Here is a 19,182-nt window from a genome sequence, read left to right on the forward strand (position 1 = left end):
TGTACAGCCAGATTTAATGAAATGATTGCACATTTTATGATTTAAATATGCTACTCATATTTTTAGGTACTTATTCAGAATATCGGCGCTGCCGATATTCTGAATAATTCACAGTTGCTGGTGCTATGAAACATCATAAATGGGTAAATAACAGATTCAGCGCCAGAGCAATTAATATGAGGCCCATCAATCGCTCAAACTGTTTTCCCATCTTTAAAAATTGCTGTCGAACGACGGGTCGAGAAAACAAAACAGCAACTAGCATGAACCAAAGTGCATTGATGCTACACATCCATATCCCATAAGCAAATTGTACTTTCATCGGAGTTGTTGGGCTGACGAGTGTGGTAAATATAGCTAGAAAAAAAATAGTCGCTTTGGGATTGAGTGCATTGGTCATAAAGCCCGTTATAAAGGCTTTGCTTTGACTCAAAGGTATATTGGCAGTTTCTTCAATTGAGGGGTCGATATTGACAGAGGGAGCACGTAATAAACTCCAACCTAAATAAATTAAATATAGTGCGCCTGCGATTCTTAAAATAAGCATGAACCACGGACTTTGTTGAATAATAATGCCCAAGCCTACAAGGGTATATAAAACATGAACTGAAATTCCTATACCAATGCCAATAGCCGTGATGCAGCCAATTGCATAGCCATAGCGCACGCTATTTCTAACTGTAATGGCGAAGTCAGGGCCGGGTAAAAGGACCGCAAGAAAATGCACCAAAGCCAAAGCTAAAAATTCTGAACTATATTGCATCCACATATTATTGATGCTCATCCGAAACGCTATAACTCACGGTTAACTTATCTTTTTTAAGTTTATAGCCTGTAATTTCGAGCGTCCCAATTTCAGATAAATTTTGGACATGGGTTCCACCACAAGCAAATGCAGGTAAATTCCCAAAAATGACTTCACGGTAGCCATCAGCATTTTGTTGGGTCAGTCTGACGAGTTGGCTAGAAATATATTGATTACATAGGTGCTGTAAAGTTTCTAAATCTTGGTCTTCAGAATGGTCTTGTTTGACAAATTGGACTTTGCATTCGTCTGGCCAGTGCTGTGCTTTGGTGGGTTGCCAACCAAAGGCTTGCATCACATGCCCGATTAAGTGGCCTGCTGAGTGTAGACGACTGTGATAGTGGCGTCGGTTGAGGTCAACTTGAGCCTGTGCCAGACCTAAAGAAATCGCGTGATTAGCATAATGAATAATTTGATCATCTTGCATAGCGACATGAAGCACATCTACACCATTGATTTTACCTAAATCACTAGGTTGACCACCACCTTGCGGATGAAACGGTGTTTGGGCAAGCTGAATGGCAAATCGTCCATCTTCACTGGGGTCACACTGTAAAACTTCTACCTCAGCTTGAGTAATGTCGGATAGATATAAAGCTTGTGTCATGATTATCTCTGTCAAAATTTCACAGAAAAGATTATATGAGGCCTAATTATTGATGATAATCTAGTAAAAAATTAAATTACTTTTTCCTCATGAGCACAAATCAAAGTATAGCTTTACTCCAAGAAATGGCTATTTTTGTCAAAGTTGTGGAGACTGGCAGTTTTTCAGAAACGGCTCGACAGCTTGGAAATACGCCGTCCGCAGTGAGTAAAGCCATTAGTCGATTGGAACGGGCTTTAGGAACAAGGCTGCTTGAAAGAACAACGCGAAAACTGCGTTTAAGTGAAAGTGGAAAACAAACGTATGATCATTGTTTAGAGATGGTTAGAGCTGCCCAAGCAGTAATTGAGCATTCAGGCAAATTCAATACTGAACCGAGTGGGACCGTTCGGATCAGTGTACCGAAAGCCGTAGGGCATTATCTGATTCATCCACATATACCCGAGTTTCTTGAACTTTATCCTCAAATAGATATTCAACTGCTATTGGAAGATCGTTTCATAGACTTTATTGATGATGAAATTGACTTGGCCATACGCATTACCAATGAACCACCGTTAGGCTTAAAGGGCCGACAGCTCATTCGCATTGACCATGTCTTAGTGGCGACAGCCAAGTATTTAAAAAAGAATGGAACACCTCAGCAACCGAGTGATTTAAGCTAACATCAATGTATTTATTTGGGGGAACAAGTCAGTGATTCAAAGTGGAAATTCCAAAAAGGCAATAAAACCACCAGTGTGACTGTAAAAGGACGATATTCGGCGAATCATACTGGTATCCGACTTGATGCGGCTTTGAAGCATATGGGAGTCGCAAGTTTGCCTTATTTTATGGCGAGACATGCTTTAAATAACCAAGCACTGATTCAAGTATTACCAGATTGGCATTTCAAGACCTATTATAGTGGAGATGCTTGGTTATTATATCCACCCACACGCTATTTAGCTCCGAAAATAGAGGTCTTTATCCAGTTTATTGCGCAGAAACTGAGTTTAGAACCCGTCCTAAAAAGTGAAGAGACGCTTGCTTAATTTATTAAGATGGCATCTTTCAACGAGCTTAGAGCATGACTAATGCTGAGTTAGATAGGTGATGAAGAGTAAACATTGATGATGCATCTTTTAAATAGCCTAAGCAGACTGTCGATATTTAAGCCATAGTATATGCATCCAATGTACCGCATAATTTGAATGATTTAATGTTTAAGTCCTAGCGTTGAAAAGACTTTAAAAATGAAATAAGCAATTTAATAAGAGATACGCAATGAAAAAACATCTACTTTATTCTTCTATTTTGGGTTTAAGCATCCCTACTTTGGGCTATGCAGATACAACCAATATTCATGTTTTAAGTGCAACGATAAAAGATCAAAATATTGCGAATGCACAAGTCATTTTACAAAAAAATGGTGAACAGTCTGCATCAACTTCAACTAATGCAGACGGCCGAGCAACGGTGAGCAGTAGCAGTGCGAATGGCGCAGACAATTTATTGATTATCAAAAAATCAGGCTATTCAACATTGGTTGCAAAATGTCCCTGTGATGGCATGACCTATGCTTTAAGTCCTATATTGAAAGACTTAAACAGTATGCGAATTGTTTTAAACTGGGGGCAGAGTCCTTTAGATTTAGACTCGCATTTAAGCTATAAAAATCAACATGTCTATTGGGACAATAAACAAGGGCAAGATGCCAATTTAGATGTCGACGATACAGACTCTTATGGCCCTGAAACTGTCACTATCGATAAACGTTTAGACGGGCAATATTATGTTTATTCAGTGCATGATTATTCAGATCGTGCTCAACCCAATACTGCGAACCTGTCGAATAGCCAAGCTAAAGTTATGGTTTATGCAGGCGAGTCTTTGATCCGTTCTTATTATATTCCAACCGGGCGGACAGGGAACTTATGGACTGTGTTCCGCATTAGTCCAGAGGGGGAAATCCAAGATATTAATCGTATTTCGGGGACAACTATTGGGGCAAGCCAAGTTGGTTCAACTGTATCGAGTTACCAAAGCCAAGCGACGCAGCTGCACTATGTTCCTGTTTCAGCCAATGCACAGGCACGAGCTAAAGCACTAAATTTGCAAGCGGATAAAGCCTATAAAAACAATCAATTTGAACAAGCTGCACTGATTTATCAACAATCTATTGATTACAATCCAAACGTTGGACAAACCTATAGTAATCTTGCTGTTGCTTATCAAAAGTTGAATCGTTCATCTGAAGCGTTATGGGCAAATCAAAAGGCGATTGCCTTAGCGTCTAATGACAATACCAGAGCGTATTCACATTACAACATTGGTAAAATTTATGAGAATAATCAGGACTATGCTCAAGCTAAACAACATTATCAACTAGCAAACCAATACAAACCAAGTGCGACCTATGATGAGGCTATTCAGAGAGTGAGTCGCTAAGTCTATTAATATATTGGCTTAAACTGAATAAGCCGTACTAGAGCGAAATGCACTCTAGAAGTTGGATCATTATGTCCAATTCGAAGGGTGCTTTTTTATTTGAGGTTTTTGTGATCTTTTTATGTCGTTAGCATGGCAAATGGCGAAGTATAGAGTAATGTTGCAAGCCAGAATTTTTACGTCCAATAAAAAGACACCTACAACATTAGGATCAATACAGCCCGAAATGTTGAAGATGCCTTGGATTTCAGTGAGTAATCGATTATTTCGGTTCGGTAATCACTGATAACTTCTCTACACCGACACGTTCTATACTGGCTAAAAGTTTAGCCACCGTACCATAAGGGACAGTTTCATCGGCATTTAGGTTTAATGCTAACTTGCTGTTGGCATTTTTACGCTGTGTGATTTCTTGCTCAAAATTTTCGAGTTTGACTGGGTCTTTATCCAAAAAGATTGCGCCATTAGGTTTTACACTAATCACCAATGCTTTGTTTTGATCAGTAGATTGTGTCGGTGCAGCTTTGGGTAAGTTGACCTTTACGCTATTGGTTAATAAAGGCGCCGTGACGATAAACACGATCAATAACACCAACATCACATCGACCAGTGGGGTAATGTTAATGTCACTGACGACATCGTCATCTTGAGAAGTTGAAATTGCCATTTAAGCCAAAGCCTCCTTTTCTTGAGATGATAACTGATGCGTCGCCACTGGTTTTGCTGCAACATGCACAGTTTGAGTTTTGGTTGGCAGTTGGAAACCTGCTTTTTGAGTGAGGCTGACAAAGTCTGTTGCAAAGTCATCTAAATCTGCACCAATGCCTTTTACTTTACGTACAAAATAGTTATAGGCAAGTACAGCAGGCACAGCCACAGCAATACCAATGCCTGTTGCAACCAGTGCCTGGCCAATTGGACCAGCAACCACATCCATACTGGCACTACCAGATTGTGCAATCGCCTGTAAGGCATGAATAATTCCGAACACGGTTCCAAACAAACCAATAAATGGAGCATTATTCCCAATGGATGCAAGAACAGCTGAACCTTTTTCCAGTTGACGACGTTCGGCAAGAATTTGCTTGCGTAAATGTCGCTCTAACAAATCCTGACGACTCCAGGTTTGTTGTAAGTCTTGATGGGTTTTTTCATTGGCTTCAGTCAAGGTTTTAAAACCAGTTTGGGCAATACGTGCTGTTGGTCCCTGCGCATCTTCAGACTGACCAATTGCATCTGCCAAGTTCTGGGCTGACCAAAAACTGTCGACAAACAGCTTACTTTGTTTAGTGGCTTTTGAGGTTTGTACGGCCTTCACCACAATTAAAACCCACGTTACGATCGAAAAACCGATCAATAACCAAATGGTTGCATCATGAATAATCGTATTAATATCAGACATATTGAGTTTTCCTAAGATAAAATTTTACAGTTTAATTGGGTAATTTGAAGTGAATCGGAACATCGACCCAACCGTCTACTGGCGTATTGCCACGCAGTGCAGGTGAAAATTTCCAACGCTTCACAGTTTTTACTGCTGCATCATCCAGTGCTTTTTTGCCGCTACTATTTTTCAGGTTGATTTCCAATGGACTGCCTGTGGGTGAGACTTTCACACGTAACATCACAACACCTTCCCAACCACGGTCTAATGCTACTTCTGGGTATTCAGGTGCAGGATTACTCAGGTAACCGGCATAACCTTTAGCTGCTGTCACGGGCAAGTTTTCTTGTGCAGGCTTAGTCACAGGTTCAGCGACTTTTGGGGTCGGTGTGACGTTTTCTGTAGGCTCAGTCTGTGGTACTGGTTGAGCAACGGATTTAGCGACTGGTCTAGGCTGCTCAATTGGCTTCTGCTCGACAGGCTTTTGAATGGATTTTTCAACTACTGGTTTTTGTACAGGTTGAGGCTTTGCTGAAACAGGAGGAATAATCGGTTTTTGTATTTCCTGTTTAAGTTTAGGCTCAATTACCTTAGGCGGTTCTTCCTTGGGTTTTTCAATTACAATCGCGATTGGTTCAGGCTTTTTCACGACTAAGGGCGGTGTTGGAAGATGCTCCGCAAGATAAAAAATGCCGTAATGTAACGCCAGAACAGCACCAATCGCCCAAAAGATCTTATAGGTTTGAACAGGTTTTTCTGCTGCGACTGGACTTGCCAAATGGGCAACAAATGGATCTACAGCATGAAATACATTGGACTGAACATTTTGAAGTTGTTCAAACAAAATTGCCTTTTTATAAGGACTTCGACTGACTTCACTCATATCAGTAATGCACCATTCAATAAGATTTAATTTGCATTGCAGAATATTTTTTATTTCATTAATTAAATTGCTTTAATTTGAATAAGGAAATATTCTTTCAATTCTAAGTTTTTAATTAATTCACAGATGCGTGAAATAATTTAGTTAAATGAGAGATTGGAAATATAATGAGTGATTTTTCTAAAATAGAAAAAGAACTTTTTTAGATTAGTATTTTTATAAAAAGGGATAAAAGAATAATTAAAGATCAAACCTTAGAGTAATTATGGATAATTTATTTTATATTTGAGATATCTATTTTGGTTATATCTATTTTTTCTCTGTGTGTAATTTAAATATCTCTAATAAATATATCTATTTATATGCAATAAGGCTGTCCATAGATAGAACAGCCTTATGCTATTTAAAGCTAAGATTTTTAAAATGCAGCAATCACGCTTAACTAAAGAATATTGGCCACTTTTAAAAAATGCTCACGCGCTCTAATACGTTCGATCCATGCTTTTAAGTGCGTATGATCATGCTGGTGCTCAACATCTAAATTGAACCAGTGATTGAGCGCTAAAGCCAACGGAATATCGGCAACACCAAAATGAGAGCCAGACAGATAGGGCTGTTGAGCCAACTCAGCATTGGCGACATCCAAGATCTTTTCTAGTTTTTCTGCTGCGACTTTGACCGCAGCCAAATCTCTTTTGTCTTCAGGCTGACGAACCAAATTAAAGAACACGATTCCAAACACAGGCAGGACGGTGGTGGTGTACCAGTCAATCCATTTTTCTGCACTAAAGCGTAAGCGTGGATCTTCAATCCATAATAAATTTTTCCCATATACTTCAGTCAGATAACGTAAAATGGTATTGGATTCCCACAAAACTGTGTCACCATCTTGAATGACTGGAATTAGACCATTGGGATTGAGCGCTAAAAATTCAGCAGTAACTGTCAGGCCATACCGCTGTCCCGCAGGAATATGTTCAAATTGAAGTCCAAGTTCGGCTGCAAGCCAAAGTACTTTGTGGACATTTAAAGAGTTGGGTCTACCCCAAATGGTGATGCTCATATATTTTCTCAGAAATTTGGAATGTGAAGATGCCATACTTTGGTGAAATCTAACATTTAAGCTATCGGCCATTTTGAACAGTCAAAATGGCTTAGATGATATTGAAATTTCACCAAAGTGTTTTGCTTTAAATAATTTTAGAAACGGTAATTAACACGTCCATAGTAATAGCCACCATAGAGTCCAAAAGGCGAAAGCTGGGCATAGTAGTTTTCACCTAAGCCATCGACAATGTTGGATTTTTCAGGGTAGGTATTAAATAAATTGTCCGCACCTAAAGTCAGTGAAAGACTGTCTGTAAGATGATAGGTTGCATCTAAATCAACAATCCATTTGGCATCAAAAGTTTGGTCAGTTGCAGCGGTTTCACTGCGCGCAATGTAACTACCATAGCGGGATAAACGGGTATTTAAATCCAGTTTTGCGTATTGCCAATTCGCAGCCAGCGTGAATTTAGTTTTCGGATCTGCATCGGTAATCATGCCTTGGGTGCGACGGGTGATACGATCAATGTTAATACCATCTAACTGGCTTGGATTATCCGCAATCGCTGTAATATCGGTTTCATTCCAGTTGAAGCCTAAGCTCCAGCGGATACGACCGTATTGATTTAAATTTTGAGTATAGTCCGCAACAACATCGACCCCATTGGTTTCTGTATCAAATAAGTTGGCATAGTAGGTGACATAGTTGACGTTAGAAAAACCGTTTGCCGCCAAGATGTTATAGATGCCTGTTCCTGTAAGTCCCGCCGTGGAGGCAATACGATCTTTCAGTTCAATTCGATAAGCATCGACTGCAAGGTTAAAATTCTTGAATGGGCTATAGGTTAAACCCAGTGAGAAGTTAGTCGATTCGGTGGGATCAAGTGCCTCTGCACCTAAAGCTTTTCCTAATGCTGAATCGGTACGTACAGATTTACTGTATACATCTGAGCGAACACCATTGTTTACCGTACTCACAATGCCTGTACTGGCAAAACCTTGTTGATATAAAGAGGGGGCAATAAAGCCTGTGCTGGCTGTTCCGCGTACTGCCAGTTGTGGGCTGAACTCATAACGGCTGTTAATTTTACCGTTAAATGTATCGCCCGAACTGTCATCATAATGCTCAAAACGGCCTGCTAAACCCACAAACCAGTTTTCGGTTACATCTAAACCCAAATCTAAATAGGCAGCGGTGTTACTCCGGCTAATATCGGCTTCATCTTCAGGTAAAAGTACACGAGCACCAAAGGTTCCAACAGTTGCAGGTAAGCCTGCATTATCACCTGTAGGAATAATATAACCGCCATTTTTATAGGCTAAAGGATCAGTGGCTTTAGAAGACCAACCTTCTTTACGATAGTCGAGCCCCCACGCAACACTCAGTGGGTTGGCACCAAAACCAATATCGAAGGTTTTCTTTAGGTCAAGGTTAGTGACCCATTGATAAGCATCGTATTTTTGCAAACCAAATGACGTTGGGCTAGACGGTCCAAGAGATGGATTTAAGTTATTTTGCGTAGAGTGATCTTGTGTGTTTTTACCATAAGAACTACTCACATCCCATGCCCAACCAAGCGCATTATCGCCTTTTAGTCCCCAAACGGTTTGTACATCCGTTTCATTTAAAATGACATCGGGTGTTGTCCCATTCGGGAATATTTCAACGATACCCGATCTAGAGTTCGGACGACGGTAGGATGCACCAGTCGAAGCATCGCGCCAGCCTGCGGTGGTGTAGCTATATAAGGTTGCGGCTTTACTTAAAGGCAGTTCAGCATTTGCAGAAACATTAAACTGTTCAACCGAAGGCAGACCTAATTTATTTAAATTACGATCTACCGTGGCTTCACGTGGGTCATCTTGACCATTCACTTTTGAATAGATTCTACCTGAAACAGCACCTGCACGAGTGGTGGCATCCTGATTTTTCAGGTCAAAACCCAAATTGATAAAGCCTTCTTGTCCCAGTGGTGCACCAACGTTGGCATTCAGTTGGAAGGTTTCTCCATTTCGGTCAGTAGCATCATAATGCTCTCGACCACCATAGGTGGCACTAATATTGCCGCCATTATCAGCAGACTTGAGCACGATGTTGATCACCCCTGCAATGGCATCGGAACCATATTGAGCGGCTGCACCATCACGTAAAACTTCAACTCGTGCAATAGCACCAATTGGAATCAGATCTAAGTCCGCTGCTTGGTAGCCCTCGCCAAAACCGTATTTGTTAATGGCCAAAGCACCGACATGACGACGTTTGCCATTCACAAGTACGAGCGTATGCCCACCACCCAAACCACGTAAACCCGCAGAACGGGCTACAGCTCCGTAACCATCAGGTTGGCTAGGCACGGTAGCCACGCTAAAAGAAGGAATTACTTTTGCCAAAATGTCTCTTAAAGCGAGGGTATTGCCTTGTTTGACGAGTTGTTCGCCACTAATCACATCTACAGGTGCAGGGCTTTCAGTGATGGTACGAATACCACCGCGGTTGCCTACCACGACTACGCTTTCGAGTTGTTGAACATCTTCTTTTTCAACGGATGTCACGGTTTTTTGTTGAATATCTTCAGCGTAGATTGAGCCGGTAATTCCGCAAGTTAATGCAAAAAAAATGGATTGATGAAGGAGTGATATTTTAAAACCCTGCTTTTCAGGCTGGGGCTGTATTAACTTGGTGTGCAGCATTATATTTTCCAATGATGATGTAATTTATAGAGGTTTACTTAAAATAATAATCTGATGAGTATTTCGACTCTGGTAGTCAATATATCGATTGTTTTTTTATTGTTAAATATTAAATAGTCATTTTAATATCACTTTTAATTGGAAGTTTTATTTTGAATATTTTAATAATTAATTCATTATTTTTTATAATAGATTATTTTTTAATTGGCTCTGTTTTTTCTCTTTTTTATATAACTTTAAGTTTATTTAATATTTAATTTTTAAAGCGTAAATTTGTTTAATAGATCCCAACTTTACATCTTTTGGGAAATAGGAAATGGGGCTGAATTATAAATTAAGCATACTGGATAAATGTCCAAGAGCCGAAGGTATCAGCGCGGAACAGTCATTTAAAAATGCCTTGAAAATTGCTCAAACGGCAGAAGCTTTAGGCTTTTATCGTTACTGGGTGGCTGAGCACCATTCCACAGCTTTGTTATCTAGTCCATCTCCCGAAATTTTGATTGCATGGTTATTGGCACAGACTAAAAGCATTCGAATTGGTTCGGGTGGGGTGATGTTGCAACACTACAGTCCTTATAAAGTTGCGGAAAATTTTAATGTTTTAGCAAGTCTTGCACCTGACCGCGTGGACTTGGGGGTAGGCAAAGCGCCTGGTGGTTTTCCTGTTTCAACGCAGGCATTACAACTTGGGTTAGACCAAAAACAAAAAGGCAACTTTAAAACCCAGTTACAAGCATTAGATCATTATTTGAATGCAAAATTAGATCGAAATCAGCCTGATCAGGTTGCTGCAACACCAATACCTCAGCAAAGTGCAGAAAAGTTCTTATTGGGGGCCAGTATTGAAAGCGCTCGACTTGCAGCAGATTTAGGCTGGAACTTCGTATTTGCTGCGCATTTAAATGGCGATGCCACCTTACTTCAAGATGCTTTGCAGACCTATTCAAACTTTTCAGCTGGAAAAAAGGCCATTGTTGCAGCACAAATTATTGTGGCTGATAGCCGTGATCAAGCAGAAGAACTGGCAGCAGGGCTATCCGTTTGGACCTTAGAACTTGAGAATGGGCAACGGGTAAAAATCCCGAATGAGCAAAGTGGCCAAGAGTTTTCGCGACAAGCTCAATCTGCGATTAAAAGCCTTAAAAAAGAGCAGCTAAATATTATTAAAGGTACTGCCGATGACATTCATCAGCAATTACACGCTTTGCATCAACAATATGGAATTCATGAATTTATTGTCGAATCGCCACTGTTGGATCATGCAACGCGTCTGAAATCTCTAACTTTACTGGCGCAGCACGCTGTGCTTGCAGCTTGAGTTGGAGAAATTGATGTCAAATAGACCATTACTAGAACAGCAGTTGCTGAGTTGGAGACATGAATTACATCGTCATCCAGAATTATCAGGTCAAGAGTTTCAAACCACCGACAAATTAAAACAATGGTTGTCTGAATATGGCATCGAAACCTCAACTTGGGGCTTAAAAACTGGACTGATTGCGGATATTGGCACTGGTCATCCGGTTGTGGCTATTCGAGCAGATATCGACGCTTTACCCATTCATGAAGAGATCGAGCAAGACTTTCGCTCGACTCAAAACGGAGTGATGCATGCTTGTGGACATGATTTACATAGCTCGACCATTTTAGGTGCTGCGATTTTACTCAAAGCGCAAGTGTCTGATTTAAAAGGCACGGTGCGCGTTATTTTTCAGCCTGCCGAGGAAACTTATAGTGGCGCTTATGAAGTAATCAATAGTGGAGCCTTGGAAGATGTATCCGCCATTTTCGGTTTTCATAATGTCCCTGAGTTACCTCTAGGCACTTTTGCGACACGTGCTGGTGGATTTTATGCCAACGTCGATCGATTCAAAATTGTGATTAAAGGCAAAGGAGGGCATGCAGGCCATCCACATGAAACCAAAGATCCAATCGTTGTCGCGGCACAGTTGATTAGTGCCGTGCAAACCATTGCTAGTCGCAACATTAATAATTTAGACACCTGTGTGGTCAGTATTACCCAAGTGCATGCAGGCACCAGTTGGAACATCTTGCCAGAAGAAGCTCACTTAGAGGGCACGGTACGAACCCATTCTCCTGAGGTTCGACTAGCCGTTGAACAAAAACTTAAACAAATTGCACAGGGTATTGCACTTGCCCACTCAGTTGAGATTGCTGTGGATTGGGACAATGGCCCCGCTGCATTAATCAACACTGCGACATGGACTGAACTGAGCCAATCTGTTGCACACGCGCAAGGTTATGAGGTGCAAGAGGCGCCGCTTTATTTGATCGGTGAAGACTTTGGCGCCTATTTAGAACAGATCCCGGGTGCCTTTGTCAGTATCGGCAGTGCCAGTCACTTCGGGCTGCACCATCCCCAATATCAACCCAATGAATCTTTAATTTATCCAGCTGCTCAGTACTTTGCTGCCTTAGCAACACAAGCACTTGAGTCTATTCATAAAAATGCAGAGGTTTAACATGAGTAATACCAAACAAATTCGCCTTGGAACAATCTTACACGGTGCAAACGGAAATATGTCTGCATGGCGCCATCCTGAAGCGGTAGTCGATGCCAGTATCAATTTTGAATTTGCCAAAAACGTCGCGCTTCAAGCAGAACGGGCAAAGTTTGATTTTGTCTTTGTGGCTGATGGTCTATATATCAATGAAAAATCAATTCCTCATTTTCTCAACCGTTTTGAACCGATTACCTTGCTTTCAGCACTAGCCAGTGTGACCCAAAATATTGGTTTAGTGGGTACGGTGTCGACCTCGTATAGCGAGCCTTTTACCATTGCCCGTCAGTTTGCCAGTCTGGATCATTTAAGTGGTGGACGTGCAGGATGGAATGTGGTGACCACACCGCTTGAAGGTACTGCAAAAAATCATACCCGTAAGCAGCATCCTGAGCACAGCCAGCGCTATGAAATTGCCGATGAATATTTGCAAGTGGCGAAAGGGCTTTGGGACTCATGGGGTGAAGGTGCTTTTGTTCGTAATAAAGAAACAGGGCAATTTTTTGAACGCAGTAAATTACATACGCTGAATCATCAAGGAAAACATTTTGAAGTGGCAGGCCCCCTCAATGTGGAGCGTTCGCCACAAGACCGTCCGATTTTGTTTCAAGCTGGAGCATCGGGTGCAGGTCGTGCATTAGCTGCGAAACATGCCGATGCTATTTTTACCCATCAAGCCTCTTTGGAAGAAGCACAAGCGTTTTACTTAGATGTGAAACAGCAAGTGATTAAGAATGGTCGCGACGCAGATGATTTGCTTATTTTCCAAGGGATTGGGGTCTTGATTGGAGATTCTGCTGAGGACGTAGAGCGTCAATATCTTGAAACTGCTGCATTGGTGACGATAGAGGATGCACTGAATTATTTGGGGCGCTTCTTTGAACACCATGATTTTTCTCAGTATGAACTCGATGCACCTTTTCCAGAACTGGGCACACTCGGTGAAAACAGCTTCAAAAGTGGCACTGATGAAATTAAACGTAAAGCCAAAGCAGAGAATTTAACTTTACGTCAGGTTGCACTGCAAGCAGCAACTCCACGTCCACCTTTTGCTGGAACCGCGGAAGAAGTGGCGGATCAGTTGGAACTGTGGGTAAAAGAAGAAGCGGCAGATGGCTTCATTATTGCGGGCGCAACCCCAAAAACTTTAGATACTTTTGTTGAAAAAGTCGTGCCATTGCTGCAACAGCGTGGCCTATATCGTACCGAGTATCCGGGCAGCACTTTACGTTCTAGTTTTGGTTTAAAGCGACCAGAAAATCAATTTGAACCATTAGAAAAGGAACAGTTTCATGCGGTTGAATAAAACACCTTTGACGATTGCTTTGGCATTGTTTCTAGGAATTTCTCTGGTTGGATGCAGTAAAGAACAGGCATCTACACAAACAGCGAGCTCAACAGCCGAGTCTACAAAATCGACCGATAAAACCGATTTTTATAGCCGTGAGCTTGCAAAGTTAAAAGAGAATATGACGCCGATTCATGTTGCTCAAAATGCAGAAGCCCGTCAAAAAATTCCAAAAGATTTTAAGTTTGTAAATGCAGGTTATTTAACGGTTGCTGCAATTTCAGGCGCACCTCCATTAAGTGTATTGGGACCCGATAACCAAACCTATATTGGAACGGAAATTGATATTGCCCGTTTGATTGCAGACAGTTTGGGCTTAAAGCTGAAACTGGTTCGTACCTCGTGGGAAGACTGGCCGCTCGGTGTGATTAGTGGCAAATATGATGCAGCCATTGCCAATGTCACTGTGACCAAAGAGCGTAAGGAGAAATTCGACTTTGCGACCTATCGCCAAGACGTATTGGCTTTTTATGTCTCAGAGAAAAGCAAAGTCAAAGCCATCAAAGGTCCCGATGATATTTCAGGTTTAAAAGTGATTGTTGGTTCTGGTACCAATCAGGAAAAAGTGCTGTTGGACTGGATTGAGGACAATAAAAAGAAAGGGCTGCCACCGGGGCAAGCACTTTATTACGATGATGGTGCATCCGCAAGTTTGGCGCTTCAGTCTGGGCGGGTTGATGCCTTATTTGGTCCTAACGTTGCTTATGCATGGCAAGCAGCAAATGGTGCAAAAATTCGTTTAGCAGGAACAGCGCTCGGTGGTGGAACACGACCTGCCGAATTGGGGGTCACGCTGAAAAAAGGCGGTGGTTTGGCCGATGCGGTACAGACCGCTTTAAATGGAGTAATTCAAACAGGGGAGTATCAAAAAGTCTTAGCGCGTTGGGGGGCACAGGCAGAAGCGATTCAGCATTCTGTAATCAACCCGCCGGGGCTAGGAGACTAAAAGGTACAATGCCCAGACAGTGGTAATTTTGTTCTGGCATTAAGAAGTGTGATGAGTTGCTACAACAATGGGAGAGCGGCTCACACGTAAAAAAGTTTGAAAACTGATTAATTGGATTAGATTAGTCTTCAATTGATTCAGGATAAATAAGAGGTCGTTATGCAAGAAAAATTTATCCAAATACCCGTTGATGTGCCCGAAGCACAGCCTTTACTGGATCAGTTATTTGCTGAATATGAAGAAATTTATGGTGATTTTTTTGCACGCCAAGATACTCACGTTATTGATGAACGCAAAAAAGCCACACATCGGGAACGCTATGAAGGCGCGGAAGACTTTTTACCGCCGCATGGATTATTCGTGGTGCTTAAACGTGATGATGAAGTCATTGCAATGGGTGCGTATAAACGCTATGACGCAGAAACCGCAGAGTTGAAACGGATTTGGTCACATCGGAACTTACGTAAACAGGGGCTGGCTGCAAAAATAGTCAAAGAACTAGAACGATGTGCGCTTGCTGCAGGGTATCGCAAAATCTTTCTCACCACGGGGTTTAAACAAATTCCAGCGGTGAAATTGTATTTGAGCTTAGGTTATGAACCGCAGTTTGAACTCACCCCAGATTTTAATTTTGATCGCTATATTGGCGCACCCTTACACGGTGGACTTCCTTTTAGAAAGACTTTATTGCAAAAGGAGGTCGCATGAATTTAGAGCACTATAAAATCGTTCCAGCACGTCATCCACTGCGTTACATTGGCGTCGCATTTTCGATATTAATTATTGCAGTCATCGCGGAATCGATATTTTCCAATCAAAACTGGGGCTGGCCTGTTTTTAGACAATGGTTCTTTGATCCTGCCATTCTTCAGGGCTTGTTGATGACACTGAAACTGACCTTTTGGTCAATCGTGTTTAGTTTAATTTTGGGCACCATTGTAGCCATGATGAGACTGTCTTCATCTTGGTTAATTCGCTCATTGGCATGGGTGTATATCTGGATGTTCAGATCATTACCATTGCTGTTGGTGTTGATTATTCTCTATAACTTTTCTTATTTATATGAATATATCAATGTCGGAGTGCCTTTTACTGACACGGTCTTTGCCCAGTTTAAAACCATCAATGCACTAGATCAGTTCTCAACAGCTTTGGTGGGTTTGGTGATTGTACAAAGTGCCTATACCGCGGAAGTCATCCGAGGCGGAATTTTGTCTGTCGATCATGGTCAATTTGAAGCAGCGGCAGCATTGGGTCTGTCATGGTGGCGCCGTACGACGCACATTATTTTACCGCAGTCCATTCGCAGTATCATTCCAGCGATTATCAATGAATGTGTGGGCTTATCTAAAGGCACATCGATTGTGTATGTTTTGGCAATGCCTGAACTCTTTTACACGGTACAAATGATCTATAACCGCAACCAAGAAGTGATTCCGTTGTTGATGGTTGCCGCCGTTTGGTACGTAATCGTCACCAGTGTTTTTTCCATCGTGCAATGGTATATCGAAAAAATATTGGCGAAAGGTGAACGGAAATCAGCCATTAATAGCTTTGCTTTTTTCAAGAAAGCGCAGCCACAAGTTACTCAGCCGCGCATAGGAGTCAGTTATGATAATTAATCAATCAGCACAGCCTACAAATGGTCATATCCAAGTGAGCCATGTCTTTAAAAACTATGCGGGACATGCGGCATTACAGGATATTAGTCTGGATATTCCGGCGGGATCCGTGACGGTAATTATTGGTCCATCTGGGTCGGGTAAATCAACTTTACTACGTACGATAAATCATTTAGAGCGTGTAGATGCAGGATTTATTCAAATTGATGATGAGTTTATCGGCTATCATAAAAAAGGCGATAAACTTTATGAATTAAAAGAACGAGACATTTTAAAACAACGTAAATCTGTGGGTTATGTTTTTCAGAACTTTAATTTATTTCCACATTTAAATGTTTTGCAAAATATTATTGAAGCACCCTTAGCACATAAAAAACTTAGTAAAGATCAAGCGATTTTAAAAGCCAATCAATTATTGGGTTTAGTTGGGCTAAGGGATAAAATTGCAGCATGGCCCAAACAACTTTCTGGGGGGCAGCAGCAGCGTGTTGCGATTGCCAGAGCTTTGGCACTAGACCCCAAAGTGATTTTATTTGACGAGCCAACTTCGGCTTTAGACCCTGAGTTGGTGGGTGAAGTTCTAAATGTAATCAAAAGTTTGGCGAAATTAGGTAAAACCATGGTGATTGTAACGCATGAAATTGCTTTTGCACGAGAAGTTGCCGACCATGTGGTGTTTATGGATCAAGGTAGAATTGTTGAACAAGGTACGGTGCAACAAGTTCTGGAACATCCTAAAGAAGAGCGTACTCAAAACTTTTTATCTCGGGTTTTATAAATTTGAGTCTTATTTTTTAATGATATCTATTTTAGTTTTATATATTAAAATCGTTGGTGAATGATAAAACTAACGATTTTTTTTATAAGTTTAATTTTGTTGATAAGGTATGATTAAATCCATATAAATAGAATAAATTTCATCGTTTATAATCATTTTAAATTTATTTTTAATAGTGATTAAAATGAGCAGATTAATTTATTTGGATTATGCAGCAACAACACCTATACTTCCTGAAATTTCTCAAGCAATGATTCGATGTTTGTCTGTAGAAGGTGATTTCGGAAATCCAGCCTCACAATCGCATCATTATGGTTGGGACGCGGCAAAACATATCACCACGTCTAGACAGCACGTTGCCAATTTAATCCACGCTAAACCTCAAGAAATTATTTGGACTTCAGGTGCAACAGAATCGAATAACCTCGCGCTCAAAGGCACTTTAGATATCTATAAGCATAAAAATAAACACATTATTACCAGTAAAATAGAGCATAAGGCCGTTTTAGATACCTGTGCAGAGTTAGAAAGTCTCGGTTTTCAGGTCACTTATTTGCAACCCGAATTGGTTACGGGGCTTATTCGCCCAGAACAGGTAGAGCAAGCCATTCAACCCAATACGGTTTTAATTTCGCTCATGATGGTGAATAACGAAATTGGCACATTAACTGATATTCAAGCGATTGGTCATATTGCACATCAGCATCAAATTTTATTTCATGTCGATGCCGCCCAAGCCGCTGGAAAGACACAGATTGATGTTCAGGCGATGCAGATTGATTTACTAAGTTTATCTGCCCACAAAATCTATGGACCCAAAGGCATTGGTGCGCTCTATGTTCGTCAAGACATTCAAAAACAGATCAAGACACAAATTCATGGCGGTGGACATGAACAGGGTTTACGTTCGGGAACTTTAGCCACACATCAAATCGTTGGAATGGGCGAAGCTTGCAGATTGGCTAAATTAGTCTTAGTGGAAGAACAACAGCGGATCCAACATCTAAGGAATAAGCTATTGCAAGGTTTACGGGCTTTGACACCCGTGAACTTAAATGGCCATGCTACACAGCATGTCGCAAATTATTTAAATGTCAGTTTTTTAGGCGAACGAGCTAATTCTATTATTGCCGCGATTAAACAGGTTGCCGCAGTTTCAAGTGGCTCGGCTTGTAATTCGCATCATGCCGCACCGTCGCATGTATTAAGTGCTTTAGGACTGAGTGAAAATTTAGTGTCAAATACGGTACGTCTTAGTTTTGGAAGATATACCACGCAAGATCATATAGAAATATTGTTGAAGCATTTAGCAATGGTTTTAAAGGAAAAAAAGAAAACAACACAGTTATCTTTTATCTAGCCCTTAAAGCTATGATTTATTTAGACTAAAAAACTAGAGTCTATTAATAAAATTTTCTCTAGTTTTTTAACTGATAAAGATGATACGCAAATTTCGTGTAAGTGATGTGTATTCAGTAAAATACAAATTAGTTTTAGTTTAATTCAGTACTTAGATGTGTGGGTATCTAAAATAAAAAAAAGTGTGTGTAAAATCAAAATAGTGATTTTGTGGTTTTGGGAGTGGGTTGTACTCAGTGTATAAAATATTGTGTTTTTAAATACAATATATATAAATTATTGTGATTTTGTTCTCATAAAAATCCATAAAAAAAATGTGCATTTTCATTCTTAATGTTACATAAAAAAACAATTTTATTTTTAATGTGTATAATTTTAAAAATAGATATCTTTCGATTTGTTAAAAATATTCATTATTGTTATCTATTTGTTTTTTATATAAAAAATAATTTTTAAAACATTGGTTTAACATGTGGATTTTAAAAGGTTTAATAAGATTTTTTAAAAAATCTTAATAATTTTTTGTCAGAATTGAGTGGGTTTATACAGGTGTATTTTAAAGAATAATAAACTAGTGTAAAAACACTTAGAGAAGAAAGAATTTACTTTTAATACTCATTTTTTATTTAATGAACCATAAGAACATACAGGTTATGAGTAGCTGAAAGTTGTTTAAGTTTAATAAGACCAGAAAACGCTTTTTTATTTTTGGATGGAAATAACAAATCAATACCATTTCAGAGGGTTATTTGTATGG

General features: G+C 40.4%; 16 protein-coding genes and 1 pseudogene. 10 read left to right on the forward strand and 7 right to left on the reverse strand.

The window, feature by feature from the left end; genetic code table 11:
- Nucleotides 1-133 precede the first annotated feature (133 nt).
- Both JZ787_RS15475 and JZ787_RS15480 read right to left on the reverse strand, forming a co-directional pair.
- Complete coding sequence (locus JZ787_RS15475) at nt 134-769, reverse strand: LysE family translocator (RefSeq protein WP_346312813.1); 636 nt, start codon at nt 767-769, stop codon at nt 134-136.
- 1 nt (nt 770) lies between these two features.
- Nucleotides 771-1,412, reverse strand: coding sequence for an alanyl-tRNA editing protein (locus JZ787_RS15480; RefSeq protein ID WP_346312773.1), 642 nt, complete (start codon nt 1,410-1,412; stop codon nt 771-773).
- An 89-nt stretch (nt 1,413-1,501) separates the two neighbouring features.
- Here JZ787_RS15480 and JZ787_RS15485 point away from each other — a divergent pair.
- Together JZ787_RS15485 and JZ787_RS15490 are read left to right on the forward strand one after the other, a co-directional pair.
- Nucleotides 1,502-2,446, forward strand: a pseudogene (locus tag JZ787_RS15485) (LysR family transcriptional regulator).
- A 232-nt stretch (nt 2,447-2,678) separates the two neighbouring features.
- Entirely contained in the window at nt 2,679-3,842 is a 1,164-nt protein-coding gene (locus JZ787_RS15490; RefSeq protein ID WP_346312774.1) for a hypothetical protein, read from the forward strand.
- 262 nt (nt 3,843-4,104) lie between these two features.
- Here the strand turns inward: JZ787_RS15490 and JZ787_RS15495 are convergent, their stop codons facing one another.
- The 5 genes from JZ787_RS15495 to JZ787_RS15515 form a co-directional block, all read right to left on the reverse strand.
- Nucleotides 4,105-4,509, reverse strand: a complete 405-nt coding sequence (locus JZ787_RS15495) for a biopolymer transporter ExbD (RefSeq protein ID WP_062035397.1) — start codon at nt 4,507-4,509, stop codon at nt 4,105-4,107.
- Nucleotides 4,510-5,244, reverse strand: a complete 735-nt coding sequence (locus tag JZ787_RS15500; RefSeq protein ID WP_346312775.1) for a MotA/TolQ/ExbB proton channel family protein — start codon at nt 5,242-5,244, stop codon at nt 4,510-4,512. It lies immediately after the preceding gene.
- Nucleotides 5,245-5,275: 31 nt separating this feature from the next.
- Nucleotides 5,276-6,109 (reverse strand): energy transducer TonB, encoded by an 834-nt coding sequence (locus JZ787_RS15505; RefSeq protein ID WP_062035400.1) that lies wholly within the window; start codon nt 6,107-6,109, stop codon nt 5,276-5,278.
- 442 nt (nt 6,110-6,551) lie between these two features.
- The gene (locus JZ787_RS15510) at nt 6,552-7,172 is read right to left on the reverse strand and encodes a glutathione S-transferase family protein (protein ID WP_346312776.1); all 621 of its coding nucleotides are present in this window, start codon (nt 7,170-7,172) and stop codon (nt 6,552-6,554) included.
- 137 nt (nt 7,173-7,309) lie between these two features.
- Entirely contained in the window at nt 7,310-9,847 is a 2,538-nt protein-coding gene (locus JZ787_RS15515; protein WP_346312777.1) for a TonB-dependent receptor, read from the reverse strand.
- Between the two features lie 316 nt (nt 9,848-10,163).
- Here JZ787_RS15515 and JZ787_RS15520 point away from each other — a divergent pair, with 316 nt between their 5' ends.
- The 8 genes from JZ787_RS15520 (at nt 10,164) to JZ787_RS15555 (ending at nt 18,426) form a co-directional block, all read left to right on the forward strand.
- Nucleotides 10,164-11,168 (forward strand): LLM class flavin-dependent oxidoreductase, encoded by a 1,005-nt coding sequence (locus tag JZ787_RS15520; protein WP_346312778.1) that lies wholly within the window; start codon nt 10,164-10,166, stop codon nt 11,166-11,168.
- Nucleotides 11,169-11,181: 13 nt separating this feature from the next.
- The gene (locus tag JZ787_RS15525; RefSeq protein WP_062035406.1) at nt 11,182-12,333 is read left to right on the forward strand and encodes an amidohydrolase; all 1,152 of its coding nucleotides are present in this window, start codon (nt 11,182-11,184) and stop codon (nt 12,331-12,333) included.
- A 1-nt stretch (nt 12,334) separates the two neighbouring features.
- Nucleotides 12,335-13,678: an LLM class flavin-dependent oxidoreductase gene (locus JZ787_RS15530; protein ID WP_062035414.1), complete on the forward strand. Its 1,344-nt coding sequence runs from the start codon at nt 12,335-12,337 to the stop codon at nt 13,676-13,678.
- Nucleotides 13,665-14,666 (forward strand): ABC transporter substrate-binding protein, encoded by a 1,002-nt coding sequence (locus JZ787_RS15535; RefSeq protein ID WP_346312779.1) that lies wholly within the window; start codon nt 13,665-13,667, stop codon nt 14,664-14,666. Before JZ787_RS15530 ends, JZ787_RS15535 begins: the two co-directional genes overlap by 14 nt.
- A gap of 159 nt (nt 14,667-14,825) precedes the next feature.
- Complete coding sequence (locus JZ787_RS15540) at nt 14,826-15,374, forward strand: GNAT family N-acetyltransferase (protein WP_087014244.1); 549 nt, start codon at nt 14,826-14,828, stop codon at nt 15,372-15,374.
- Complete coding sequence (locus JZ787_RS15545) at nt 15,371-16,288, forward strand: amino acid ABC transporter permease (RefSeq protein ID WP_346312780.1); 918 nt, start codon at nt 15,371-15,373, stop codon at nt 16,286-16,288. The genes JZ787_RS15540 and JZ787_RS15545 overlap by 4 nt, the downstream gene beginning before the upstream one ends.
- On the forward strand, nt 16,278-17,066 hold the full coding sequence (locus tag JZ787_RS15550; RefSeq protein ID WP_168159763.1) for an amino acid ABC transporter ATP-binding protein: 789 nt from the start codon (nt 16,278-16,280) through the stop codon (nt 17,064-17,066). The genes JZ787_RS15545 and JZ787_RS15550 overlap by 11 nt, the downstream gene beginning before the upstream one ends.
- Before the next feature lie 184 nt (nt 17,067-17,250).
- Nucleotides 17,251-18,426: an aminotransferase class V-fold PLP-dependent enzyme gene (locus tag JZ787_RS15555; RefSeq protein WP_346312781.1), complete on the forward strand. Its 1,176-nt coding sequence runs from the start codon at nt 17,251-17,253 to the stop codon at nt 18,424-18,426.
- Nucleotides 18,427-19,182 lie beyond the last annotated feature (756 nt).

This window comes from Acinetobacter sp. BWR-L5 (genome assembly GCF_039655985.1).
Lineage (GTDB): Bacteria > Pseudomonadota > Gammaproteobacteria > Pseudomonadales > Moraxellaceae > Acinetobacter > Acinetobacter johnsonii.